Here is a 23,619-nt window from a genome sequence, read left to right on the forward strand (position 1 = left end):
CGCTACCCGCACGCCGCTGTCCGGACCAGCGGCCGACGTGCGGCCATCCTCAGCATGCCGTGCGCCGTAGGCGCCCGTGAGGCATGCCCGCTTCCGTACGCCGTCCCATGGAGACGCCATGCCTGGTTCCGTACCGTTGCCTCCCACCGCGGTCGATGACACCGCCCCGTCGCCGGTCCCGGTGTCGGGCCCGGCCCACCTGCTGCGGGTGACCCTGCTGATGGCGGGCAGTTGTCTGCCGATCCTGGGGGCGGTGCTGATCGCCCCGGTGCTGCCGAAGATGCAGGACCATTTCGCGTCGACCCCGGGGGCCAAGGCGCTGGTTCCCCTCGCGCTGACCGTTCCGGCGCTGGCGCTGGCGCTGCTGGCTCCGTTCGCCGGGGTGATCGTGGACCGGCTGGGCCGCAAGCGCCTGCTGGTCGTGGCGACCCTGCTGTACGCCGTGTTCGGAACGGCCCCGCTCTACCTGGACTCCCTGGGTGCCATCATCGCCAGCCGCGCACTGGTGGGCGTTGCCGAGGCCGCGATCATGACCTGCTGCACCACCCTGATCGGCGACTACTACAGCGGACACCGGCGGGTGAAGTACCTCGCTCTGCAGACCATGTGCGCCTCCGCGTCGGCCACGGTCTTCTTCGTGCTCGGCGGTGCCTTGGGCGCGGCGGGCTGGAAGGCGCCCTTCTGGATCTACGCCGTGAGCCTGGCCCTCGCCCCGCTGATGGCCTCCGCCCTGCCCAGCCCCGCCGTCCGTGCGGCCACCGCCGGGGCCTCGGTCGAGACGGCCGGCGTACAGGTCCGCCGTCCCTTCCCCTGGCGGCAGCTCGCGGGCATCTGTGCCCTCACCTTCTTCGGGGCGATGGTCTTCTACACCGTCCCGGTGGAGATGTCGTACCTGCTCGACGACCTCGGAGTGGAGAGCACCGGTGTCATCGGGCTCGCCACCGCGATCGCGAGTGCCGCCACCGTGGTCGGAGCGATCACGTTCGCCCGGCTGAAGCGCTCCCCGGACCCGATGCTGCCCGCCGTGTTCGCGGTCTGCGCGGTCGGCTTCGGGGTGATGTTCCTGGCGGAGACCGCGCCGCTGCTGGTCGTCGGGGCGGTGATCAACTGCGTGGGCACGGGCATGCTGCTGCCGGCCCTTCTCACGAGCGCCATGTCGCGCCTGGCGTTCGAGGACCGCGGCCGGGGCACGGGGCTGTGGATGGCGGCCTTCTTCGGCGGCGAGTTCGTCTGCCCGCTCGTGCTGCTGGCCGTGGAGTCGGCGGTCGGCAGTCTCGCCGGGGCGGTGGGCGTCCTGGGGCTGGCCGCCGCCCTCGTCGCGGCGGGGCTCCTGGCGGTCCGCCGCCGCGCCGGCGCCGTCGATCCCCGGCCACTGCCCGAGCAATTGGCCTGAGGTTGCGGAAGCCCACGGGCCGGAGCGTACAAACCGGACGCCCGGCCCGCCTCATGTGCGGGCTGGAGCTCGTTGTCGCACCGGACGACGCCGAGACGGAGCGCGCTGATCGCACACTGCCATGCGGAGGGCCTGCGCGGGTTGCCGGCCGCCGCCCCGGATCAGAAACGACCCGGCGCCGGCTCCGTGCCCTGGGCGGCCGAGACGGCCTCGGCCGCGCCGTGGCCCGTCAGCGTCAGGCCCACCTCCGCGGCCTTCTGCCGCAGCCAGATGTGGGCCGCGTCCTGGGCGTGTACGGGGTGCCACCACATCGCCTCCTGCACCGGTACGGCCTCGAAGGGACAGGGCAGGACACGCACCGCGGCGGAGCGAACCGCTCGGCGGGCCAGGCGCTCCTGGATCATCGCGACCCGGCGGGTGCCCTCGACCATGTGGGGCAGCAGCTGGAAGGTCTGCACAGAGACCTCCACCCGGGGACTGATGCCGATCATGCTGAGCTGGCGGGCGGCGGGGGCATCGTAGGGGCGCTGGTAGACAGCCCACGGCAGACGGCCCAGCTGGTCGAGGGTGAGTGTGTCGCCGATCTCGGGGTTGTCGTCGGCGACCAGGCACAGCCAGCGGTCCTGGTGAAGGTCGACGTTGGGGAAGCCGTCGATGACGCCGTGCGGCATCAGCAGTCCGTCGACGGTGCTCAATACCGTCGCGGTGTTCTCCACGACGCTCGGCGCCGGGTGCTGGAAGGTGAGCCGGATGCCCGGCGCCTCCTGGTGCAGGGCGCGGGCCAGCGCGGCGCCGAACACAGCCGCGCCGTAGTCGGAGGCGAGCAGGGTGAACTCGCGGGTCTCGGCGGCGGGATCGAAGTCGGCCTGGCTGGCGAAGACACGCTCCAGCAGGTCGCACGCCGTGGCGCTGCGGTCGCGCAGGGCGACGCCGAGCGGGGTCAGTTCGTAGGCGTTGCCGGTCCGGGCGAGCAATTCGTCGTCGAAATGACGGCGGAGTCGGGCCAGTGCCGCGCTCATAGCCGGCTGGCTCAGTCCGATGCGCTCGCCGGCGCGGGTGACGTTGCGCTCCTCCAGCAGCGCGCGCAGGGCGACGACCAGATTCAGGTCGAGTCGGGACAGGTTCATCGGCACCACCTGGCAAACGAGACGTATTCACAGTGTGGATGAGGACCATCCACAGGATTCATTTCCGCGATCTCATGATCCAGGTCAGAGTAGACCGCAACTCAGCGGGAGGACATCTCATGGCAACGCTCGCGCAATCCGCCGGCCCGTTCGCGCTCGGCACGCTCTCCGCTCCGGACGGGAGTCCGTTCCCCGGCCTCGTGGTCCGGGACCGGGTGCTCGACCTGAGCACGGTCCTGGCCTGGGAGCCGGCCGATGTGCGTGCCGTGCTGGAACGGTGGGAGGAGGCCCTCCCCGTCCTGCACACCCTTGCGGACGAAGACGCCCTGGCGTGGCAGCCCCTGGACGACCTGCGGGTGCACGCACCGGTCGAGCCGCGTCAGATCTTCCAGTCCGGCGCCAACTACCGGCAGCATGTGATCGACCTGGAGGTGGCCCACCGCTCCCCGGACGACCCCCGCACCGTCGAGGAGGCGCGGGCGGAGATCGCCGCGGTGATGGACCGGCGGGCGGCGGAGGACCTGCCGTACGTCTTCATCGGTCTGCCGAGCGCGATCACTGGCCCGTACGACGACGTCGTACTCCCGGGATGGGCTGAAAAGCCGGACTGGGAGCTGGAGTTGGCGGCCGTGATCGGCAGGCCCGCCCATCGGGTCTCCGTGGAGGAAGCGTTGGGGTACGTTGCCGGGTACACGATCGCCAACGACCTCACCGACCGTGCCACCGTCTTCCGCCGGGACATGAAGGCCATCGGCACCGACTGGCTGCGCTGCAAGAACGCGCCCGGTTTCACGCCGCTCGGCCCCTGGATCGTCCCGTCGGAGTCGATCGCGGACCCCGGGGACCTGCGGGTCACGCTGAAGCTGAACGGCGAGACCATGCAGGACGAGTCCACCAAGGACATGCTCTTCGGCATCGCGCGACTGGTGTCGTACATCTCCCAGACCTCCCGGCTCCTGCCCGGCGACCTGGTGTTGACCGGCAGCCCGGCCGGCAACGGGATCCACTGGGGCAGGCTGCTGCGCGACGGGGACGTCATGGAGGGCTCCATCACAGGGCTGGGCGTGCAGCGCACCCGCTGTGTCACCGAGGAGCCCGGCACATGATCGACCGTACGGATCCCGAGGGCGCGATCGCCGAGGCAGCGAAGGCGTACTCGAACTGGGGGCGCTGGGGCGAGGACGACGTGCTCGGCACCCTCAACTTCCTCACCGAGGACAAGCGGCGTGAGGGCGCCGCACTGGTCCGGCGCGGAGTCAGCTTCTCGCTCTCGCAGCGGTTCGACATGAACGGCCCGCAGAAGGGCTGGCGGCGCCGGACCAACCCGGTCCACACCATGCTCGACACGGGTACGGACGCGGCCCTCGGCAACCAGGGCTTCCCACATGGCATCGGCGGGGCGGACGACGTGATCGCGATGCCGTTGCAGTGCTCGACCCAGTGGGACGGACTCGGGCACATCTTCGACCACGGGTTCGCGTGGAACGGGCGCCGGGCCGACAAGGTGGTCACTTCCGACGGCGACCTGGTCACCGGCATCGAGCACATGGCGCCGCACGTCGCAGGGCGCGGGGTCCTTCTCGACGTGGGCCGCGTCCTCGGCGGGAGCGGGGGAGAGCTGCCCGACGGGTTCGCGATCACCGAGGAGCACCTGCTGGCGACTGCCGAGGCGCACAGCGTGAGCGTGGGCCGCGGGGACATCGTCGTCGTACGGACCGGGCAGCTGGCCCGCGTCCGCCGCGACGGGTGGGGTGACTACGCGGGTGGGCCCGCCCCCGGGCTGTCGTTCACCACCGTCGGCTGGCTGCACCGCACGGAGATCGCCGCGATCGCCACCGACACCTGGGGCTTCGAGGTCCGGCCCAACGAGTTCGACGACGCCTTCCAGCCGCTGCACCAGATCGTCATCCCCAATATGGGCCTGGTGGTCGGCGAGATGTGGGACCTCGAAGCGCTCGCCGAGGACTGCGCGGCCGACGGAGTGTACGAGTTCTGGCTCACCGCCGCCCCGCTGCCCATCACCGGAGCCGTCGGCTCCCCGGTCAACCCGATCGCCGTCAAGTAGCCCGCAGAACCGGCCGGATGCGTCCTTCCCCGGACAGCGGCGGCGCATCCGGCCCCCCCGCTGACGGGTGATTCATCAGCCCCCTGGCCCGCCCTCGCTGCGGGCGAGCCGCACCCCGCCGCCCGAAGCCGCGCGGCCCAACCTCGGGAGGTATCCCCGACATGGCAGACAGCCTCACCCTCCCCCACTCCCGACTTCGCTCGGGTGGAGGCACCCCCACCATCCTCGTGATCGGAGGAGGCGCCTCCGGCAACGCCGTCACAGTCCTGCTGCGCCGCGCCGGCATCGCCGTCGACCTGATCGAGGCCAAACCCGACTGGAACGCCACCAGCGGCTCCGGCATCACCCTTCAGGGCAACGCCCTGCGCGTCCTGCGCGAACTGGGTCTTTGGGAGCAGGTGAGCGCCTCCGGATACGCCTTCGGCACGTTGGGCATCACGGCCCCCGACGGCACGGTGCTGCATGTCGCCGAGGACATCAGAACCGGCGGTGATGACCTGCCGGCCACCCTCGGCATGCAGCGTCCGCAGCTCCAGCGGATCCTCATCGACGCGGTCCGCGCCTGTGGCGCCACCGTACGTCTGGGCACCACCGCCGAGGCTCTGGAGCAGGACGCCGACGGCGTCTCGGTGCGCTTCAGCGACGGCACCGAGGGCCGCTACGACCTGGTGATCGGCGCCGACGGCCTGGGCTCCGCCACCCGCGCCGCGATCGGCATCACCGACAAGCCCGAGCCGACCGGCATGGCCATCTGGCGCATCGCGGCCCCGCGCCCCGAGGGCGTGGAGCGCACAGACCTGACCTACGGCGGCCCGGCGTACATCGCGGGTTACACCCCCACCAGCGAGAACACCATCTACGCGTTTGTCGTCGAAGCCTGTCGTGACCGAGCCTCGATCGCCCCGGGTGCCTACGCCGACGAAATGCGGCGTGCCGCGCAGGGGTATGGGGGGTTCTGGCCGGAGATCGTCGAGCACATCACCGACTCGCGGAAGGTCAACTACACCTGGTTCGACCGCCTGTTGGTCGACGGCTCCTGGCACCGGGGCCGCGTCGTGCTGATCGGCGACGCCGCCCACTGCTGCCCGCCCACCATCGCCCAGGGCGCGGCCATGTCCCTGGAGGACGCCCTCGTGCTCGCCGAGCTGCTCACGAGCGGGCGGGAGTGGGACGACGAGCTGTTCCAGACCTACTACGAGCGCCGCACCGCGCGGGTGCGGACCGTCGTCGAGGCGTCCGTGCAGATCGGCCAGTGGCAGCTGGACGGGGTGCGCGACGCGGACGTGCCGGGGCTGATCGGCCGCACCATGAACATGCTGAAGGAGTTGCCGTGACAGCACCCACGGTGGACGTGCACGCGCACGTCCTGCTGCCCGAGGTCGACGCCCTGGTGGCGGACTTGCCGGGATGCGCCCAGGCCCGGGCTCTCGACGCCCGCCGCAACGGCCCCGCGGCGCTCGCCGTCAGCGGCCCGATGGTCCGCGAACGCGCCCCGAGGATGATCGACGTCACCGCACGGCTGGCCGCGATGGACGCCCAGGGCGTGGACATCCAACTCGTCAGCCCGTCCCCCTCGCACTACCACTACTGGGCGGACGAGGAGACGGCCGAGAAGGTCTACCGGCTCGCGGGCGAGGCCACGGCCGCCCACTGCGCCCACGCCCCCGAGCGCCTGCACGGACTCGGGCTCGCCCCTCTGCAACATCCGCAGCAAGCTGTGCGCGCCCTCGAGCACGCCATGGAACTGGGCCTGTCGGGCGTCGAGATCTCCAGTCACGCCCCCGGCCGCGAGCTCTCCGACCCGGCCTACGAACCCTTCTGGACCCGGGCCGAGGAGACCGGCGCGATCCTCTTCCTGCACCCCTTCGGCTGCACGCTCGACGAGCGCCTGGACCAGTGGTACCTGTCCAACGTCGTCGGCCAGCCGGTGGAGAACGCGGTCGCGCTCTCGCACCTGATCTTCTCCGGCGTGCTGGACCGGCATCCGGGTCTGAAGCTGATCGCGGCCCACGGCGGCGGCTACCTGCCCACGCACATCGGCCGCTCCGACCACGCCTGGTCGGCCCGCTCCGACGCGGGCGCCGGCTGCGCCCACCTGCCCAGCAGCTACCTCAAACGCCTCTACTTCGACTCCCTCGTCCACGACCCGCACGTACTGCGGGAACTCGTCCGAGCGGCGGGCGCGGACCGGGTCCTGCTCGGGTCCGACTACGCCTTCGACATGGGCACCGAGGACCCGGTCGCCGCCCTGCGCGCCGCCCGGCTGCCCGACCCCGACTTCCACGCCGTACGCGGCGGCAACGCCGCCGCCCTGCTCAACCTCGCCTGAGGAAGGAACCCCCACATGACCAACCGCCTGCTCACGCATCTGCGGCACGTCGACCTCGCCGTGCCCGACTACGACAAGCAACTCGACTTCTACGCCGGCGTCTGGGGCCTGACCAAGGTCGCAGAGGACTCCGGCATCTCCTTCCTGGCCGCCGAGGGCAGCCCCGAGCAGTACGTGATCCGGCTGCGCAAGGCGGAGGAGAAGCGGCTCGACCTTGTCTCCTACGGCGCCGGGAGCCCGGCCGACGTGGATACCCTCGCTGAGCAGTTGCTCGCGGGCGGCGTGCAGCTGATCTCCCAGCCGGGCAAGGTTGAGACCCCCGGTGGCGGCTACGGCTTCCGCTTCTTCGACGTCGACGGCCGCACCATCGAGGTCTCCGCGGACGTCGAGGTGCGGCAGCACCGCAAGATCGAGGAGAAGGAATCCATCCCGGTCAAGCTGTCGCACGTCGTGCTGAACTCGCCGGACCTCGGCAGGACCCGCGAGTGGTACGAGACCCACCTCGGCTTCCGCCTCTCCGACACCCTGAGCTCGCCGCACATGGGCGAGGTCATGCACTTCATGCGGATCAGCAACCAGCACCACTCCATGGCCATCGCGAAGGGCCCGCACACCTCGCTGCACCACGTCTCCTTCGAGATGCGCGGCCTGGACGAGTACATGCGCGGCTCCGGCCGCGTGATGCGGGCCGGCTTCAAGAAGGTCTGGGGCCCGGGCCGGCACATGGCGGGCGACAACACCTTCACCTACTTCCTCGACCCGCACGGCAACACCGTCGAGTACACGACGGAGCTCGAAGTGCTGGACGAGGACACCTGGCACCCCCACGTCTACGACTTCTCCCAGCCCGAGGTCACCGACCAGTGGGGCACCGCCAACCCGATGAACGAACTCGTCGCCAAGGAGTCCTTCAACGACGTCGACCGCGGCGTGTTCGTCGCCCCGCCGGTCTGACCGGCACGGCCCGCCGGCCCCACCGGTGAGGCCCCCCGTCACCGGGGGCGTGGCAGCCCGGTCAAGCCCTGACTCCCCGCCGCGCCCCCGGCCCCTCGTCCCCCCTCCCGTCGACAGGACCCCTCCCATGCGTTTCGCCACGTACGAGTACCGCGACCGACACCAGGTGGCCGTCGTCGAGGAGGACGGCACCCTCCGTCCCCTGACCGGTGTCCACTCCCTGACCGGCTTGCTCGCCGAGGGAGGGGGCCTGCCCGAACTGCTCGACTCGGGCTCCGTGCCGCCCGGCGTCCCGGCCGGCCCCCACGTCTCCGAGGTGCGGCTGCTGTCCCCGCTCCAGCCGCCGACCGTGCGGGACTTCGTCACCTTCGAGGAACACGTCGAGGGCGTACGACGGTCCATCGACGGGGCCGCCGGAGTACCGGAGCAGTGGTACGCGGCCCCGACGTTCTACTTCACCAACCCCTACGCCGTGTACGGCCCGCACGACGACATCCCCGTGCCCCCGGGGTCGAGCGTCCTCGACTTCGAACTCGAGGTCGCCGCCGTGATCGGCAAGGAGGGCCGCGATCTCACACCGGAGCAGGCACGCGACCACATCGTCGGCTACACGGTCCTCAACGACTGGTCCGCCCGCGACCTGCAGTCCGCCGAGATGAAGGTCGGCCTCGGCCCGTGCAAGGGCAAGGACACCGCCACCACCCTCGGGCCGTACCTCGTCACCGCCGACGAACTGGAGAAGTACCGCGACGCCGACGGCTTCCTGCGGCTCGGCCTGACCGCCGAGATCAACGGCGAGGTGGTCGGCGAGGACCTGCTGTCCAACATGAGCTGGACCTTCGAGGAGATGGTCGCCTACGCCTCGCGCGGCACCTGGGTACGCCCCGGTGACGTCCTCGGCTCCGGCACCTGCGGCAACGGCGGCTGCCTCGCCGAGCTGTGGGGCGTACGAGGTCGGCACGACCCGGCGCCGCTGAAGCCCGGCGACACCGTCACCCTCACCGTCGAGGGCATCGGCAGCACGTCCAACACCGTGGTGGCCGGCGGCGACGTCATGCCGGTTCCGGTCGGCCGGCGCCGCTCGCGGGAGCGGCCGTGAGCGACCCGTACTCCCAGCGGCTCCTCGGCAGGGTCGTCGTGGTCACGGGCGCGGCCCGGGGTCAGGGCGCCGCGGAGGCCGAGGCGCTGACCCGTGAGGGCGCCCGGGTGATCACCACCGACGTGACGGAGGCACCCGGCTGCCGCCGCCTGGACGTCACCAGCGAGCAGGACTGGGCCGAGCTCGCCGTCGACCTGCGCGAGGCGTACGGGCAGGTGCACGGCCTGGTCAACAACGCGGGCGTCACCTGGCGCGCCCGGATCGACGACGTACGCCCCGAGGACATGGCCCGGGTCCACGCCGTCAACGTCACCGGGCCGCTCCTCGGCATCCAGCACCTGGCGCCGCTGATGCGGCCGGGGGCGTCCATTGTGAACGTCGGTTCGTCGGCGGCGCTGACCGCCCACTACCCGGTCGCGTACACCGCCAGCAAGTGGGCGCTGCGCGGCCTCTCGCGGACCGCCGCCATGGAGATGGGGCCGCGCGGCATCCGCGTCAACACCATCCACCCCGGCTTCATCGAGACGGAGATGACGGCCTCGGCCCCGCCCGCGTTCCGCGAGGCGAACGTCCGGCAGACCCCGCTGGGCCGCACCGGCACCGTCGACGAGGTCACCCCGCTCGTGGTGTTCCTCCTCTCCGACGACGCGTCCTTCGTCACCGGAGCCGAGATCCCGGTCGACGGCGGACTCACCGCGCACGGCGGCGCCAAGCCGATCTCGGATGCCCTGCGGCACCCGGGCGACTGAAGCAACGGAACACAGAAAGGTCCTTCTGCCATGGACAAGGTCTGTACGAGCGCCGTCGAGGCGGTCGCAGACATCCCCGACGGCGCGTCGCTGGCCGTCGGCGGCTTCGGCCTCAGCGGCATCCCGGCCGTGCTCATCCAGGCCCTGTACGAACAGGGCGCCACCGGCCTGAACGTGGTGTCGAACAACTGCGGTGTGGACGGGCGCGGTCTGGGCGTCCTGCTGGCCGCCGGCCGGATCGCCCGCGTGACGGGCAGTTATGTGGGTGAGAACAAGGAGTTCGCCCGCCAGTACCTGTCCGGGGAACTGGAGGTGGAGCTGGTGCCGCAGGGCACGCTCGCCGAGCGGCTGCGCGCCGGAGGAGCGGGCATCCCCGCCTTCTACACCCCGGCCGGCGTCGGCACCCAGGTCGCCCGCGGCGGCCTGCCCTGGCGCTACGCCCCCGACGGGAGGGTCGCACTCGCCTCCCCACCGAAGGAGACCCGCGACTTCGACGGCCGTACGCATGTCCTGGAACACGGCATCACCACCGACTTCGCCCTCGTACGCGCCTGGCGCGGCGACCGGCACGGCAACCTCCTCTTCCGTAAATCTGCCACCAACTTCAACCCGCTCGCCGCCATGGCCGGCCGCATCACCATCGCCGAGGTCGAAGAACTCGTGGAACCGGGCGAGTTGAGCCCCGAGGCGGTCCACCTGCCGGGCGTCTTCGTCCAGCAGGTGGTGGAACTGACCTCGGCCGAGGCGGCCGACAAGAAGATCGAGAAAAGGACCGTACGCGCATGACCACCCCGACCGATACGCAGCTGGGCTGGACCCGCGAGCAGATGGCCGCCCGCGCCGCCGCCGAACTCGACCACGGCTCCTACGTCAACCTCGGCATCGGCCTGCCCACCCTCATCCCCGGCCACCTCCCACCCGGCGTCCACGTCGTCCTGCACTCCGAGAACGGCATCCTCGGCACCGGCCCCTACCCCACCGACGACCAGGTCGACCCCGACCTCATCAACGCCGGCAAGGAAACCGTCACCGTCCTGCCCGGCGCGAGCTTCTTCGACTCGGCCCTGTCCTTCGGCATGATCCGCGGCGGCCACATCGACACCGCCGTACTCGGCGCCATGCAGGTCTCCGCCACCGGCGACCTCGCCAACTGGATGATCCCCGGCAAGATGGTCAAAGGCATGGGCGGCGCCATGGACCTCGTCCACGGCGCCCGCCGCGTCATCGTCCTGATGGAACACACCGCCAAGGACGGCAGCCCCAAGATCCTCACCGAATGCACCCTCCCCCTCACCGGCGAGCGCTGCGTCCACCGCATCATCACCGACCTCGCCGTCCTCGACATCACCGAGCACGGCCTCGCCCTCGTCGAAACCGCACCCGGCGTCACCATCGAGGACATCACCGCCCGCACCGACGCACCCCTCCGCCTGGACCACCTCACCGCCGCCTGCTGAACTCCTCCATGCCGCAAGGCCCTCCGACGAGGGCCAACCTCCAGTCGTGGCCGCGGTGGGCGGTGACGTGGGCAGAGGGTTCGTACGGACGAATGAGGGACTGGGGACCGGTCTCCTCAGTGGCGCCCGCTCACGAGCCCGGCGCCTGCCGGGCCGCCGGAGAACGCCCTCGCCTACGCGCAGGAGCGCGAGTAGATCCCGCGGGTCACCAGGGGCCGTGGTAGAGCAGGCCCAGGGTAAGGGCGGCCACCGCGGTGGCCAGGAACGCGATCCCGCCTACGATGTCGCGGGAGCCCACCCGCAGGTGGGCGATGATTGCGCCGATGAAGTACAGCACGAGGCCGGAGGCGGCGAGAGTTCCCAGTAGCGGAACGGCGAGCCCGGCCAGCAGCCCCACGGTGCCCGCTGCCAGCAACGCGCCCAGCACCGGTACATACTTCCGAGGTATGCCCTTCATGTCCGCCTGGGTCTTGGGGTATTCATGGCCGATCAGGTACGTGACGGCGGCGGCACCGTTGAAGACCGCGCCGAGGATGGTGACCGTGACGAAGGCGACGAACACGTTCTCTCCGCTCTGTGGGGACGATGTTGCTGGGCGCCCCGTTGTGGGATGCCGTTCTCTGGACAACAAGCCAGCGACTCGATGTGACATCGGTTGGCCGCCGGGTGTGCCAGTGGCCCGAACGCCTGGTAGTCGTTGCGCAACACCACGCGATGGTGCTGTCGGGGGGTGGGATGCTTCCTGTGCACTGATGATCGCACCGGCCGCCCCGGGGCGAGCAACTGGTCGTACGTGCTACTCCTCCGTCGCCATCGCCGTCCTGGCGGTCCTCGGCCCGAAGGAGCTGGCGGAGGCTGCCGCACCGTTGTCGGACGCGGCCAGGGCGACAGGCGCCGACTGGCTTACACCGGTCGTACGTGTCGGTGCTGCCGTGGCCGCGCTCGGCTCGCTGCTCGCGTTGATCCTCGGCGTCTCCCGCACCACGCTGGCTGGCCCGTGATGGGCACCTGCCGCGTGCTGTGACCGCGGTGCACCTGCGGTTCAAGGTGCCGCACCGCGCCGAGTTGGTGGTCGGCGCGGTGGTGGCGCTGCTGGCGGCGACCACGGACGTGCGCGGGGCGATCGGGTTCTCCTCGTTCGGTGTGCTGGCGTACTACGCCGTCGCCAACGCCTGCGCCTGGACCCTGCGGCCGCACGGGCCGTCCCGTGCGTATCATCCCCGTGGTCGGGCTTGCCGGCTGCCTGCTCCTGGCCTTCGTTCTGCCGCTGTCCTCGGTGCTCTCCGGGGCTGCGGTGCTGGCCGTCGGTGCCTCCGCCTACGGGGTCCGGCGCGCGCGGTGGCCGCACGCACGCCGTGACCCGGTGGCGGTCAGACGGTCATCCGATCGGTCGGCCGGTCGGCGCCGCAGGAGCGGGTCAACGCCCGGCGGCCGAGGAGCACGGCGCCCAGACCCAGCGGGACGGCGACGATGGCGCCGACGAGCCCATTGCCGGTGCCGGGACCGCCGCTGGAGGTGGCCAGGTGCAGCACCGCGAGGGCCGTGCCGGCCAGACCCACCGCGATGGCCGACATCCCGCCGGTGCGCGCGTTGCCGATGCTGATCCGGCCGCCGGCGCGGGCAAGGGCCAGCCAGCCGATAGCCAGGCCGAGCAGCCCTACCCCCAGGGCCAGGTTGGCCCCGGTCCGCCCGTCGCCGATGATCCCGCCCTCGGCGGCCACCATCAGCGCTGCTGAAGCACTCATGCCGCTCTCCTCCTACTCCGTCGCTGACTGCGAGGTTCGATGCGTCTTGAGCATGCGCGCCGGCCCCCTGCCGATCGTCCAGCAGACGCAGGCACTTTCCACTGCCGCATCCGCGGCATCCGGATACCGCGGATGCGGCAGGCGGCGCGCCGGCACCGCACACGCGGTAGCCGACCGCTCGTCCATGAGCCGGACTCGCCCACAACCTCACCCGGTTACGGTGCACCCATGGACAAAGGACGGTTCGCTGTCCCGGCCGCGGTCACCGACTGGGCGATCGCCGTGGGCGTGGCGGCGCTGCTGCTGGGCACCGGGCTGTCCGGGTCACACCCGGCTGGGAGCCGCGAACTGCTCGGCTCCGTGCTGCTGGCGGCCGGCGGGCTGGCGCTGGCCGCGCGCCGCCGCGCACCGCTCGTGGTCCTGGCTGTCACCGGGCCGTGCGCGGTGGGCTATCTGGCGGCCGGGTTCGAGGTGCTCGCGGTCTCCTGCCTGGTCGCGGTCTACGGCGCGGTACGCGCCGGGTACCGCGCCGTCACTCTGGCTGCTTCCGCAGGCCTGGTGGCCGTGCTCCACCTCACTGTCCTAATCTCCCGCGACGGGCCCGCGCGCGAGGTCGTGATGCAGGCCCGGAACACCCTTGAGATCGCCTGGCTGATCGCCGCCTTCGCCGCCGGGGAGGCGGTGCGGCAGGCCGAACGGCGGGCGGACGAAGCCGAGCGCACCCGTGAGGAGACCGCCAGGCGCCGGGCCGACGAGGAGCGGCTGCGCATCGCGCGGGAGCTGCACGACTCCCTCACCCACCAGATCTCGGTCATCAAGGTGCAGTCCGAGGTCGCCGTCCACGTGGCCCGGCGCCGCGGCGAGCAGGTGCCAGAGGCCCTGCTGGCGATCCAGGAAGCCGGCCGGGAGGCGAGCCGGGAGCTGCGCGCGACCCTTGAGGCGCTGCGCGACGACGGCACCACCCCGCCGCACGGACTCGACCACATCTCAAACCTGGTGAAAGGGTTCCAAACAGCCGGCCTGGAGACGACGCTGACGATCGAAGGACATCCGCACGCCGTGCCGGCCGCAGTGAGCCGTACCGCTTACCGGATCGTTCAGGAGTCGCTCACCAACATCGCCCGGCACGCCGCCGCAACCACTGCCTCGGTGCTCATCGACTACCGGCCGGACGCCCTCGCCATCCGCGTCGACGACAACGGAAAGGCCACCACCCCGCACCCCGCGCCGACGCCCGGCCTCGGGCTGCTCGGCATGCGCGAACGCGTCACGGCCCTGGGCGGCCGACTGCGCACCGGGCCGCGCAGCGCCGGCGGCTTCACCGTCCAGGCCGAACTCCCCACGAATGGAGCGTCGTGATCCGGGTCCTGCTGGTCGACGACCAGCCGCTCATCCGCAGCGGCTTCCGCGCGCTACTCGACCTCGAAGACGACATCGAGGTCGTGGCCGAGGCCGGCGACGGCCAAGAGGGCCTGGCGCTCATCAAGGAGCAGCTGCCCGACGTCGTGCTCATCGACATTCAGATGCCCGTCATGGACGGCATCGAAGCGACCCGGCACATCGCCGCAGACCCAGCCCTGGCCGGCGTACACGTCGTCGTGCTGACCAACTACGGCATGGACGAGTACGTCTTCGAGGCGCTGCGCGCCGGCGCCGCCGGGTTCCTTGTCAAAGACATCGTGCCGGAGGACTTCCTGCACGCCGTACGTGTCGCCGCCCGCGGCGACGCCCTGCTCGCGCCCGCGATCACCCGCAAGCTCATCGACCGGTACGTCACCCAGCCGCCCCCCACCCGCGCCGGCAGCGGGCTGGAGGAGCTGACCAGCCGCGAACGCGAGGCCGTCGCCCTGGCCGCACAGGGCCTGTCCAACGACGAGATCGCCGACCGCCTGGTCATCAGCCCGTTGACCGCCAAGACCCACATCAACCGGGCCATGGCCAAGCTCCACGCCCGTGATCGCGCCCAGCTCGTGGTCCTTGCCTACGAATCCGGCCTGGTAGCCCCGCGCAACTCCTGACCCCAGCGCGCCGTTGACTGGCCAGGACGCTACGGCGCCTCGTCGCCCAGGACCTCGCGGGCCAGCTCCTTGAGCGCCTTGGGGTCCTGCGGGAGGGCCTGCTTCCCGGCCTCGGCCGCCCGGTAGACGCGCCGGACCCGGCCGTCGACCACCCGCTGCTCGGAGACCAGCAGCCCGTCGGCCTCCAGCCGGTGCAGCGTCGGGTACAGGGTGCCGGGGCTGATCTGGCAGTCGTGGCGGGCCAGTTCCTCGGTCATCCAGGCGCCGTGGATCTCCTCCTCGGCCGCGTGGTGCAGGATGTGCAGCCGCACCGCACCCCGCTGGAACTCCCGCACCGCAGCCCGCCTCCGGCACTAGTGGCGCAACCGATATCGGCATCCGATGCTGCGCCCTGCGATGCCGTCGATCGAGAAATTTGTTTCACCTGCGTCAGGACGGGCGGCTGTCCAACGTTGAGCTGGCCAAGCGGGTGGGGCTGACGCCTCCCCCCTGCCTGCGGCGGGTCAAGCGCCTGGAGGAAGCGGGCGTCATCACCGGCTACCGGGCCGTCATCGACCCCGCAGCGGTGGGCCGCGACCTCGAAGTGCTCATCGACGTCGAGATCTACGCCAACGACCGCAAGACCGTTGAGGAGTTCGAGACCACCGTGGCCTCTTATGAAGAGGTCATCGAGTTCCGGCGGATGTACGGCCGTCCCGACTACTTTCTGCGCGTCGCCGTCGCCGACCATGCGGCCTACGAAGCCTTCCTGACTGGAAAGCTCAGCGACCTGCCCGCCGTCCTGCGCCTCACCTCTCACCTCACCATGAAGACGATCAAGGTGAAGAGCTGAGCGGCATGGTCACGGCACCTTCCGGTCCCGAGCGGTCGCGTCGCGTGCAACGAGGTACTGCCTCCACCTGTCGTTGACGTATTCCGCTTGCTGGCGAGCCCCACCTTCCTTCCCCCCGAACGCCGCTGCAGCAGCATCGAGGTGCACGACATTCCGGGCCAACACAAGCCGTGCTGGCCCGGGGGCATTATTTGGCAGCACGCGCAGAGCCATCACTGTGCCGTCGTCGCCGAAGGAAACTGGGCCCCAGAGCGGGGCAGTGGTGCCGGTCGGGTCAAGCGCCGCCCGGCCTGCGGGTCCCCAGTGGGCTTGCCGCCGGGCAGCCTCGCTCCCCAGCCCGGCACATGAGAGTGAAGAAAAACGCCCTTCAGGAAGCCAGCCCTCGTGCGCGCCGGATCATCGTCTCGTCCTCATCGACTTTGGTCTCCGAGTAACAGACCATCGGCGGATACCCGGCGCTCTGGACAGCGACAGACTTGCAGATATGAACTTCCGTCAACATCCGACTTCTCCCAAGGCCGATACCACCGTGGTCGCTGACTCCCCGCTGGCCATCATGCGTCGCCGCTGTAGGAGCAGCAGCCGGGCTCCTGCTGGGAGTCATCGAGATCCACAAGTCCTTGTCGGTAACCGTCTCGGCCGAGCGCGTGGTCCTGGCCAGCCAGGACGAACAATGGGAGTTCGCGAGCAACGAGATAGACAAGGTGCTCTTGGCGAGCAAACAGCTCATCCTGATCGATCACAACGGTCAGGAACTCACACGCCAGGCTTGTGATCTGAAGCCACGACGGCTGTACAGCGCTTTCGTCCAGCATGGCTACTCGTGGGCGGAAGGCGCACCCGACAACACCGCCTGACGCAATGACATCACCCGAACGATGCGAGTGGTCTCGATCCTCTGTTTCTACGGTGCCGGTGTCGTCCTGGTAGGCGAGATCATCCTGTTCCCCCGGGAGAGCGGGTCCCCGTGGTTGTCAGGACGGGAGCTGCCGTCTTCGGTGGGGTGTTCGCACTCGGTGCGGCGCTCTTCGCGCTGCTTTCTCTCCTGCGGTCGGATTTCCGCCTCTCCATCGCCGAGATCGGCGCGGTGCTCGCGATCGTGGGATCGCTGAACTGGCCGCGTCGCGCTGCCCGGACCGAGACACACCGCGTGTACCGCGGCCGGCTGCCCGGGAGGATGCGCGCCGGGTGGACGGGGGCTGGGCTTCGGACTGGTCTGGTTCGCCTTCCACCTGATGGCATTCATCGGTGGCGGCATCCTTCGGCGCGGTGCTTGCCGGGGCGCCCAGCAGCTGCGACAACCGTTTCTCCAGCTGCTGAACGCGGGAGGCCAGGCGGGGGTGCGGGCCTGGGCGTTGGCGAGGTCGGCCTGGAGCAGGATCGGCTGACCGGTGAGCCGCTGGCCGGGTCCGGGGCTGCCGGTTCAAGTTCGGCGGCGTGGACGATTTCGGCGTCGCTCGGTGTCCGCCTGGCGGCCGCAGCCTCCAGGGCCTGATATCGGGAAGTGGCTGGCCGACGACGGGGCATGTCCAGCATCACCACGCGGCCGCGGCGGACTACGGCGACGGCTTCTGACAGGTCGTCCAGGTCCGCCTGGACCCGGTTGATCAAGCGGCGGACGCGGCGGAATCATGCCGGAGGCCACCACGCGAGCCACACGATGAGTACTGTCACCAGTACGGCGGCCGCCGTGCCCGATATCAGACGCCAGGGCACAACGGGGCCGCCGCGCTTCACTGCTCTGATCAAATCCCACCGGCCGTAATAGCGATACGGGTCCGACAGTTCCCCGTGTTCGCCGTCATGCCACACCAGATAGGTAGAAGTAGGACTCAGCGCATCGAAACTCACCGCGTTCCAAGGAATGGCGACCAGGCCGGGCTCGTCTTTCCGATAGGGATCCCACATGAGCAGACCGTGTTGAGCGACCGCGATCCAGCTCCGTTCCTCCGGCTTGGTGGTCCGCCGCCAGCGCGCCACAGCCGCTGTCAACCAGCCGAGCAGCACCAAGCCAAGCACCGGCAACCGCCATTGCGGCGAGCCGTCGACGGTCAGCCCGAGCAGTGCGATTCCCGCGGCGAAGAGGGCCACGAAGTCGAACATCAATACAGACATGAAGACCATGTCGGGGCTGCCCAGGCGCCCCGCTATGTCCGACCGGTGCAGTCGAATGATCCGCCCGAAGCCGACATTCTCCGCGTGTTCGGCGAACATCCGCCGTGGCCATCGACTGCCCATTCCCCGCCTCCCAGTCGACCGCGCCCAAGCCGTCCCACCATGTGTACCGGCCGCCGCTGGAACCTGTCCCTACCAGGTCACCACTCAGCGGAGAAGTGTCAATCATCGGCCGGGAGGTGGCACGGCTTCCAGTCGGACAGGAAGTCACGGTCTCGCCGTCGCTCGGCCGTCGACGGGAACGCCCAGCCGGTCCGCCACCGTCGTGAGGGCTGTGCCCAGCGGGAGCGAAACCCGGGTGAGGGCGTGCTGGTCACCCCGGGTCGGGTCCCGGTTGACGATCAGCACCGGCTTCCCGGCCTGGGCCGCCTGGCGGACGAAGCGGAGCCCGGACATCACCGTCAGCGAGGAGCCCAGGACCAGCAGCGAGGACGCCGCACGGACCAGCTCGCGGCAGTGCTCGACGCGCTGCGGTGGAACGGTTTCGCCGAAGAAGACCACGTCCGGTTTGAGGATGCCGCCACAGACCGTGCAGGGCACCACGCGGAAACCGGCGACCTGCTCGTCCGTGAGGTCGGCGTCACCGTCCGGGTTGATTCCGGCGGCTACCGGCTCGAACCCCGGATTGGCCTCCTCCAGCCGCCGGGCGAGCTCGCGGCGTGGGCTGCGGGCGCCACAGGAGAGGCAGACGACCCGGTCCAGGGCCCCGTGGAGCTCCACGACGTCCTCACTGCCGGCGGCCTGGTGCAGGCCGTCCACGTTCTGGGTGATGACGCCCGAGATCAGGTCGTGCCGCCCGAACGCGGCCACGGCCCGGTGCCCGGCGTTGGGGCGGGCCCGGCCGAAGGTGCGCCAGCCGAGGTGGCTGCGCGCCCAGTACCGGCGCCGGGCCTGGGCGCCGGCGACGAAGTCCTGGTAGGTCATCGGCGTGTGCCGGCTCAGGCTCCCGCCCTCGCCCCGGTAGTCGGGGATGCCCGATTCCGTGGAAATGCCCGCTCCGCTGAGTACCAGCACACCGCCGTTGCTCAGCGCCTCGGCGACCGGCTCCAGGTCCGTGGTACCCGGCGGCAGGTCCTCGCCAGGGGTCCAGCTCAGAGTGGGGCGCATGCGCATGCCGTCAGGGTACGGAACAGCAGCCCCCGTCGCGGCCGCGTCGGCTGAGGCCCCGCCGCCGCGGGGCGGGCGAACGCGAGCGGGTCGCTCACCCGCCCTGGTGCGCCGGCAGGACCGATGTCAGCTCGACGTGGTGGCGCACCGCGAGCCCGGTGTTCGTGGCGCACTCGAAGGAAGCATCCAGGGGTGGCGTCTCCGCCGTTGCCGCTCTGGCGAGCCGACGCGCCGGCGGCTGTACGACGACGCGAACCGGTCCGCACCCGTGCCGCACCGCAAGGCGACGGAACTCGGCGAGCGACTGGTGTGCGGGAAGCGGCCGGCGTGACGGACCTGCTGGCGCGGCACGGATTCGAGCCGCGTCACCGCACTGGCGGCTCCGGACAGGTGCTGCGTGCGTGGGAAGCCCGCTGAAGCCCGCAGCCCGAACGCGACGAACCTGATCGACCTCGATCGAGCTGACATGGTCGTGTCCCCCAAGGGACAGCCGGCCAGTGCTGAAACCCTCTGAACGGGACAGACGGCAGGAGAGCGGTGCGTGCCTGTCCTGCGCCGCCCGAGCGAGGGATGAGGTGAGCGATGCGTGCGGTGACTGTGCGGCCCGGCACCAAGAACTCCGTAGAGGTGAGGGAGGTGCCCGACCCCGCCCCGGCTGCGGGCGAGCTGCTGGTGGACGGCCTGGCGGTCGGGGTGTGCGGCACGGACAAGGAGATCGTTCGGGGCGAGTACGGCTCGGCCCCGCCAGGGCGTGAGTGGCTGGTCCTGGGACACGAGTCCCTGGGGCGGGTGCGGCAGGCACCACCCGCAAGCGGCTTCTCGGCCGGTGACCTCGTCGCCGGGGTGGTGCGCCGCCCGGACCCCGAGCCGTGCGGGGCGTGCGTCCGCGGGGAGTTCGACATGTGCCGCAACGGCCGCTACACCGAGCGCGGCATCAAGGAGCTCGACGGTTACGGCGCCGAGGCGTGGTGCGTGGAGGCCGACTACGCGGTGAAGCTGGAGCCGCATCTGGACCGCGCCGGAGTGCTCATGGAGCCGACCACCGTGGTGGCCAAGGCATGGGAACAGGTCGAGCGCGTCGGTGCCCGTGCGTGGTTCGAGCCGCAGCGTGTCCTGGTGACCGGCGCGGGACCCATCGGCCTGCTGGCCGCCCTCCTGGGCATGCGGCGAGGACTGGACGTGCACGTGCTCGACCGGGTGACCGAGGGCCCCAAACCCGGCTTGGTACGGGACTTGGGCGCCACGTACCACGCGAAGGACATCGAGCAGGTCATCACCGCCGTACGCCCGGACGTCGTCATCGAGGCGACCGGCGCGAACGAGCCCGTGCTCGCCTCGCTGACCGGCACCGCGCCCTACGGTGTCGTGTGCCTGACCGGGGTGTCACCCGCCGGGCGCAGGATGACCGTGGACGCGGGCGCCATCAACAGGGAGATCGTGCTCCAGAACGACGTGGTGGTGGGCTCGGTCAATGCCAACCTGCGCCACTACCGGCAGGCCGCCGACGCCCTGGCCGACGCCGACCTGTCATGGCTGGAGCGCGTGATCACCCGGCGGGTGCCCCTGGAGCGGGCGACGGAGGCGTTCACGCCGCAACCCGACGACGTCAAGGTGGTCGTCGAGCTCTAGACGGTGGCAACGAGATCTCGAAGGGAAGGTTCTGGATGTCTCACGACTCCGCTCCGCTGGTCGTGGTCATGGGCGTGTCGGGCTCGGGGAAGACCACGGTGGGCCGCCTGCTGGCACGCAGCCTCGGTGTTCCTTACGCCGAGGGGGACGACTTCCACCCCGAAGCCAACGTGGCGAAGATGCGGGCCGGCCACCCTCTGGACGACGAGGACCGCCGCCCCTGGCTGGAGGAGATCGCACGATGGCTGGCCGGCCACGAGGAGAGCGGGGGTGTGGTGACCTGCTCGGCGCTGAAGCGGCGTTACCGTGACCGGCTGGCCTCCGCCGCACCGCGCGTCTTCTTCCTGCACCTCGACGGCTCGCCCGAGCTGATCGCCGCGCGGATCTCCGCGAGGAGGGGCCACTTCATGCCGCCCGACCTGCTCCGCACCCAGTACGCCGACCTCGAACCGCTGGGGGAGGACGAAGCGGGGGCGGCCGTCCCGATCGACGGTACGCCGGAGGAGACCGCCGCCCTCGCCCATGCCGCCGTCACCTCTCCCTGAGCTGCTGGGTGTTCCCCGGGCCCTGCACTGAAGTAGCTATTTGCTATAGCATCACCCAGCCAGTGGACAGGCCCGACCGTCAAGAAACCCTCAGGTTCGCCGACGGGTGCCCGTCAAGTTCGCCGAAAAGGATCGGAGCCTCAATCCACTACCGATGAGGGATGCAGGCATGGCTACGCTCTTGTACCGGCTGGGCGCGTTCAGCGCTCGACGGTGGCGAACGATGTTGGTCGCATGGCTCGTGACCCTGGCCGCGGTGATCGGCCTCGGGTTCGCCTTCGCGGGCTCCTTCCAGGACAGCAGCTCCATCCCCGGGTCACCGGCGCAGACGGCCCTGGCCAAGATGGACCGTCACTTCCCCTCCCCGGACGCGCAGTCGGCGCAGCTCGTCTTCCAGGCCCCTGCCGGCCGGAAGGTGACCGATCCCGACCTGCGGAGGTCGCTGGCGTCCACTCTCGCCGCGACGAGCGACGTGCGCGGAGTGAGCGAGGTGGGCGACCCGGCCGAGGACGGCACCGTCTCCGAGGACGGACGTACCGCCGTGGCGGAGGTCGGATTCACCACCAAGGCGGACGAGGACGTACCCGCCGGCACGCTCGACGCGGTGAAGGCCGCGGGCGGCCAAGCCGAGCAGGCGGGTCTGAAGGTCATCTACGGAGGTGACGCCTACGAGGAGTCGCACCCTCCCGTCGGGCCCACCGAGCTGATCGGAATGGGCGTGGCGCTGGTCATCCTCGTCATCACCTTCGGATCGCTCGCCGCCGCAGGACTGCCGCTGCTCACCGCCGTCCTCGGTGTCGTCGGGGCCATGGCGGCCATGATGGGCCTGGCGACCGTGTTCGGCGTGAGTGACAACGCGCCCACCCTGGCCATCATGCTGGGGCTCGCCGTCGGCATCGACTACGCCCTGTTCATCGTCTCCCGCCACCGCGCCCAACTCGCCACCGGCATGCCCGTCGCGGAGTCCGTCGCCAGGGCCAACGCCACCGCGGGCAGCGCGGTCGTCTTCGCCGGCGCCACGGTGATCATCGCCCTCACCGGTCTCGCGGTCGCCGGCGTCCCCATGCTGACCTCCATGGGCCTCGCCTCCGCGGGAGCCGTCGCCGCCGCCGTCGTCCTGGCCCTGGGCCTGCTGCCGGCGCTGCTGGGCATGCTCGGCCGCAGGCTCATCCCCAAGTCCGGCGCCCGCGCGGGCCGCAGGACGGCACGCGGTGGCCGGACCCCGCTGGGCGTGCGCTGGACCGAGGGCGTGCTGCGCCGCCCGGTACGGACCCTGATCCTCGGATCCGTCGGCATCGTCGCCCTCGCCTTCCCGGCGATGCAGCTCAAGGTCGCGGTCACCGACGAGGGCAGCAGCCCCGTCACCTCGTCGAGCCGACAGGCCTACGACGCCGTCAGTGACGCCTTCGGCCCCGGAGCCAACGGCCCTCTCGTCATCCTCGTCGAGGACGACGACCCGGCCGCCGTCACCTCCACGGCCGGCGCCGTCGGGAACACGCTCCAGGGCGTCAAGGGCATCGCGGACGTCAGCGGCGTCGACGTGGCCGAGGACAAGTCCGCCGCCCGCATCCGGATCGTTCCCACCACCGGGCCCCGTACGACGGAGACCAGCGACCTGGTCTCCCACCTGCGCACCGAGATGCGGCCCCTCGCGCAGTCCACCGGCAGCTCCATCGCCGTCACCGGTATGACCGCCGTCAGCATCGACGTCGCCGACAAGCTCAGTGGCGCCCTGGTCCCCTTCGCGATCGTCGTCGTCGGATTCTCCCTGCTCCTTCTCATGATCGCCTTCCGGTCCGTCGCCATCCCCCTCAAGGCCACCATCGGATTCCTGCTCTCCGTCGGCGCCGCCTTCGGAGCCACGGTCGCGGTGTTCCAGTGGGGCTGGCTGGCCGGCCCGCTGGGAGTGAGCAGCGAGGGCCCGGTGGCGAGCTTCATGCCCATCATCGTCATGGCCGTACTCTTCGGTCTCGCCATGGACTACGAGGTGTTCCTCGTGTCCGCCATGCGGGAGGACTACGTCCGTCAGGGCAACGCCCGCGTCGCCATCGTCAGCGGCGCCCGCAACGCCGCCCGTGTCGTCACCGCGGCCGCCCTCATCATGATCTCGGTGTTCGTCAGCTTCCTGTTCTCGCACGACGCCGACATCATGCCGATCGCCTTCGCCCTGGCCTTCGGAGTCCTGGTGGACGCCTTCCTGGTCCGCATGACCCTCGTACCCGCGGTCATGGCCCTCCTCGGCGACCGCGCCTGGTGGCTGCCCCGCCGACTGGACCGCGTACTGCCCCATCTCGACGTCGAGGGCGGGGACTTCCACGCCCCCGACGCCACACCGCAGGTCCCCGTCCGACCGACCACCCCCGTAGGCACCTGACCCGATGAACAGTCACGCCGG

General features: G+C 70.7%; 23 protein-coding genes and 1 pseudogene. 18 read left to right on the forward strand and 6 right to left on the reverse strand.

Going from position 1 to position 23,619, the window contains the following annotated elements:
* Positions 1 to 118 precede the first annotated feature (118 nt).
* The gene (locus IE255_RS17980; protein WP_190051279.1) at positions 119 to 1,393 is read left to right on the forward strand and encodes an MFS transporter; all 1,275 of its coding nucleotides are present in this window, start codon (positions 119 to 121) and stop codon (positions 1,391 to 1,393) included.
* Between the two features lie 161 nt (positions 1,394 to 1,554).
* Here IE255_RS17980 and IE255_RS17985 read toward each other — a convergent pair whose 3' ends face one another.
* Entirely contained in the window at positions 1,555 to 2,520 is a 966-nt protein-coding gene (locus IE255_RS17985) for a LysR family transcriptional regulator (protein ID WP_190051280.1), read from the reverse strand.
* A gap of 119 nt (positions 2,521 to 2,639) precedes the next feature.
* On the opposite strand from IE255_RS17985, the gene IE255_RS17990 reads away from it, so the two are divergent.
* From IE255_RS17990 to IE255_RS18030, 9 genes are all read left to right on the forward strand, one after another.
* Complete coding sequence (locus IE255_RS17990; RefSeq protein ID WP_190051281.1) at positions 2,640 to 3,626, forward strand: fumarylacetoacetate hydrolase family protein; 987 nt, start codon at positions 2,640 to 2,642, stop codon at positions 3,624 to 3,626.
* On the forward strand, positions 3,623 to 4,585 hold the full coding sequence (locus IE255_RS17995; RefSeq protein ID WP_190051282.1) for a cyclase family protein: 963 nt from the start codon (positions 3,623 to 3,625) through the stop codon (positions 4,583 to 4,585). Before IE255_RS17990 ends, IE255_RS17995 begins: the two co-directional genes overlap by 4 nt.
* Before the next feature lie 161 nt (positions 4,586 to 4,746).
* Positions 4,747 to 5,919, forward strand: coding sequence for an FAD-dependent oxidoreductase (locus tag IE255_RS18000; RefSeq protein WP_190051283.1), 1,173 nt, complete (start codon positions 4,747 to 4,749; stop codon positions 5,917 to 5,919).
* A complete protein-coding gene (locus IE255_RS18005; RefSeq protein ID WP_190051284.1) occupies positions 5,916 to 6,914 on the forward strand; it encodes an amidohydrolase family protein in 999 nt (332 codons plus the stop codon). The genes IE255_RS18000 and IE255_RS18005 overlap by 4 nt, the downstream gene beginning before the upstream one ends.
* A gap of 15 nt (positions 6,915 to 6,929) precedes the next feature.
* Positions 6,930 to 7,868, forward strand: coding sequence for a VOC family protein (locus IE255_RS18010; protein ID WP_190051285.1), 939 nt, complete (start codon positions 6,930 to 6,932; stop codon positions 7,866 to 7,868).
* A 127-nt stretch (positions 7,869 to 7,995) separates the two neighbouring features.
* Positions 7,996 to 8,967, forward strand: coding sequence for a fumarylacetoacetate hydrolase family protein (locus IE255_RS18015; protein ID WP_190051286.1), 972 nt, complete (start codon positions 7,996 to 7,998; stop codon positions 8,965 to 8,967).
* Positions 8,964 to 9,716, forward strand: coding sequence for an SDR family NAD(P)-dependent oxidoreductase (locus IE255_RS18020; protein ID WP_190051287.1), 753 nt, complete (start codon positions 8,964 to 8,966; stop codon positions 9,714 to 9,716). The genes IE255_RS18015 and IE255_RS18020 overlap by 4 nt, the downstream gene beginning before the upstream one ends.
* A gap of 30 nt (positions 9,717 to 9,746) precedes the next feature.
* Positions 9,747 to 10,502 (forward strand): CoA transferase subunit A, encoded by a 756-nt coding sequence (locus tag IE255_RS18025; protein WP_190051288.1) that lies wholly within the window; start codon positions 9,747 to 9,749, stop codon positions 10,500 to 10,502.
* Positions 10,499 to 11,173 (forward strand): CoA transferase subunit B, encoded by a 675-nt coding sequence (locus IE255_RS18030; protein WP_190051289.1) that lies wholly within the window; start codon positions 10,499 to 10,501, stop codon positions 11,171 to 11,173. The genes IE255_RS18025 and IE255_RS18030 overlap by 4 nt, the downstream gene beginning before the upstream one ends.
* A gap of 205 nt (positions 11,174 to 11,378) precedes the next feature.
* Here the strand turns inward: IE255_RS18030 and IE255_RS18035 are convergent, their stop codons facing one another.
* Entirely contained in the window at positions 11,379 to 11,735 is a 357-nt protein-coding gene (locus IE255_RS18035; RefSeq protein WP_190051290.1) for a DoxX family protein, read from the reverse strand.
* Positions 11,736 to 11,970: 235 nt separating this feature from the next.
* Here IE255_RS18035 and IE255_RS18040 point away from each other — a divergent pair.
* A pseudogene (locus IE255_RS18040) lies at positions 11,971 to 12,509 on the forward strand (APC family permease); the annotation flags it as partial.
* Positions 12,510 to 12,543: 34 nt separating this feature from the next.
* Here IE255_RS18040 and IE255_RS18045 read toward each other — a convergent pair.
* Positions 12,544 to 12,918: a DUF6223 family protein gene (locus tag IE255_RS18045; protein WP_190051291.1), complete on the reverse strand. Its 375-nt coding sequence runs from the start codon at positions 12,916 to 12,918 to the stop codon at positions 12,544 to 12,546.
* A 228-nt stretch (positions 12,919 to 13,146) separates the two neighbouring features.
* On the opposite strand from IE255_RS18045, the gene IE255_RS18050 reads away from it, so the two are divergent.
* Together IE255_RS18050 and IE255_RS18055 are read left to right on the forward strand one after the other, a co-directional pair.
* Positions 13,147 to 14,277, forward strand: coding sequence for a sensor histidine kinase (locus IE255_RS18050; protein WP_190051292.1), 1,131 nt, complete (start codon positions 13,147 to 13,149; stop codon positions 14,275 to 14,277).
* Positions 14,274 to 14,936 (forward strand): response regulator, encoded by a 663-nt coding sequence (locus IE255_RS18055; RefSeq protein ID WP_190051293.1) that lies wholly within the window; start codon positions 14,274 to 14,276, stop codon positions 14,934 to 14,936. Before IE255_RS18050 ends, IE255_RS18055 begins: the two co-directional genes overlap by 4 nt.
* Before the next feature lie 29 nt (positions 14,937 to 14,965).
* Here IE255_RS18055 and IE255_RS18060 read toward each other — a convergent pair whose 3' ends face one another.
* Positions 14,966 to 15,271, reverse strand: coding sequence for an Rv3488 family transcriptional regulator (locus IE255_RS18060; RefSeq protein WP_190051294.1), 306 nt, complete (start codon positions 15,269 to 15,271; stop codon positions 14,966 to 14,968).
* Positions 15,272 to 15,351: 80 nt separating this feature from the next.
* On the opposite strand from IE255_RS18060, the gene IE255_RS18065 reads away from it, so the two are divergent.
* Positions 15,352 to 15,768 carry an Lrp/AsnC family transcriptional regulator gene (locus IE255_RS18065; RefSeq protein ID WP_190051295.1) on the forward strand — a complete coding sequence of 139 codons (417 nt, stop codon included), beginning with the start codon at positions 15,352 to 15,354 and terminating at the stop codon, positions 15,766 to 15,768.
* 536 nt (positions 15,769 to 16,304) lie between these two features.
* Positions 16,305 to 16,625 carry a YqeB family protein gene (locus tag IE255_RS18070; protein ID WP_444546188.1) on the forward strand — a complete coding sequence of 107 codons (321 nt, stop codon included), beginning with the start codon at positions 16,305 to 16,307 and terminating at the stop codon, positions 16,623 to 16,625.
* A gap of 772 nt (positions 16,626 to 17,397) precedes the next feature.
* Here IE255_RS18070 and IE255_RS18075 read toward each other — a convergent pair.
* Together IE255_RS18075 and IE255_RS18080 are read right to left on the reverse strand one after the other, a co-directional pair.
* Positions 17,398 to 17,982, reverse strand: a complete 585-nt coding sequence (locus tag IE255_RS18075) for a hypothetical protein (protein WP_190051297.1) — start codon at positions 17,980 to 17,982, stop codon at positions 17,398 to 17,400.
* Positions 17,983 to 18,150: 168 nt separating this feature from the next.
* Positions 18,151 to 19,056, reverse strand: coding sequence for an NAD-dependent protein deacetylase (locus IE255_RS18080; RefSeq protein WP_190051298.1), 906 nt, complete (start codon positions 19,054 to 19,056; stop codon positions 18,151 to 18,153).
* Between the two features lie 576 nt (positions 19,057 to 19,632).
* Between IE255_RS18080 and IE255_RS18085 the strand changes: the two genes are divergently transcribed.
* The 3 genes from IE255_RS18085 to IE255_RS18095 all read left to right on the forward strand — a co-directional run bounded on the left by IE255_RS18085 (position 19,633) and on the right by IE255_RS18095 (position 23,598).
* On the forward strand, positions 19,633 to 20,679 hold the full coding sequence (locus IE255_RS18085) for a glucose 1-dehydrogenase (RefSeq protein WP_190051299.1): 1,047 nt from the start codon (positions 19,633 to 19,635) through the stop codon (positions 20,677 to 20,679).
* Between the two features lie 35 nt (positions 20,680 to 20,714).
* The gene (locus IE255_RS18090) at positions 20,715 to 21,224 is read left to right on the forward strand and encodes a gluconokinase (RefSeq protein WP_190051300.1); all 510 of its coding nucleotides are present in this window, start codon (positions 20,715 to 20,717) and stop codon (positions 21,222 to 21,224) included.
* Between the two features lie 223 nt (positions 21,225 to 21,447).
* Positions 21,448 to 23,598, forward strand: a complete 2,151-nt coding sequence (locus tag IE255_RS18095) for an MMPL family transporter (protein WP_190051301.1) — start codon at positions 21,448 to 21,450, stop codon at positions 23,596 to 23,598.
* Positions 23,599 to 23,619 lie beyond the last annotated feature (21 nt).

The sequence above is a fragment of the Streptomyces lomondensis genome (assembly GCF_014651035.1).
Taxonomy (GTDB): domain Bacteria; phylum Actinomycetota; class Actinomycetes; order Streptomycetales; family Streptomycetaceae; genus Streptomyces; species Streptomyces lomondensis.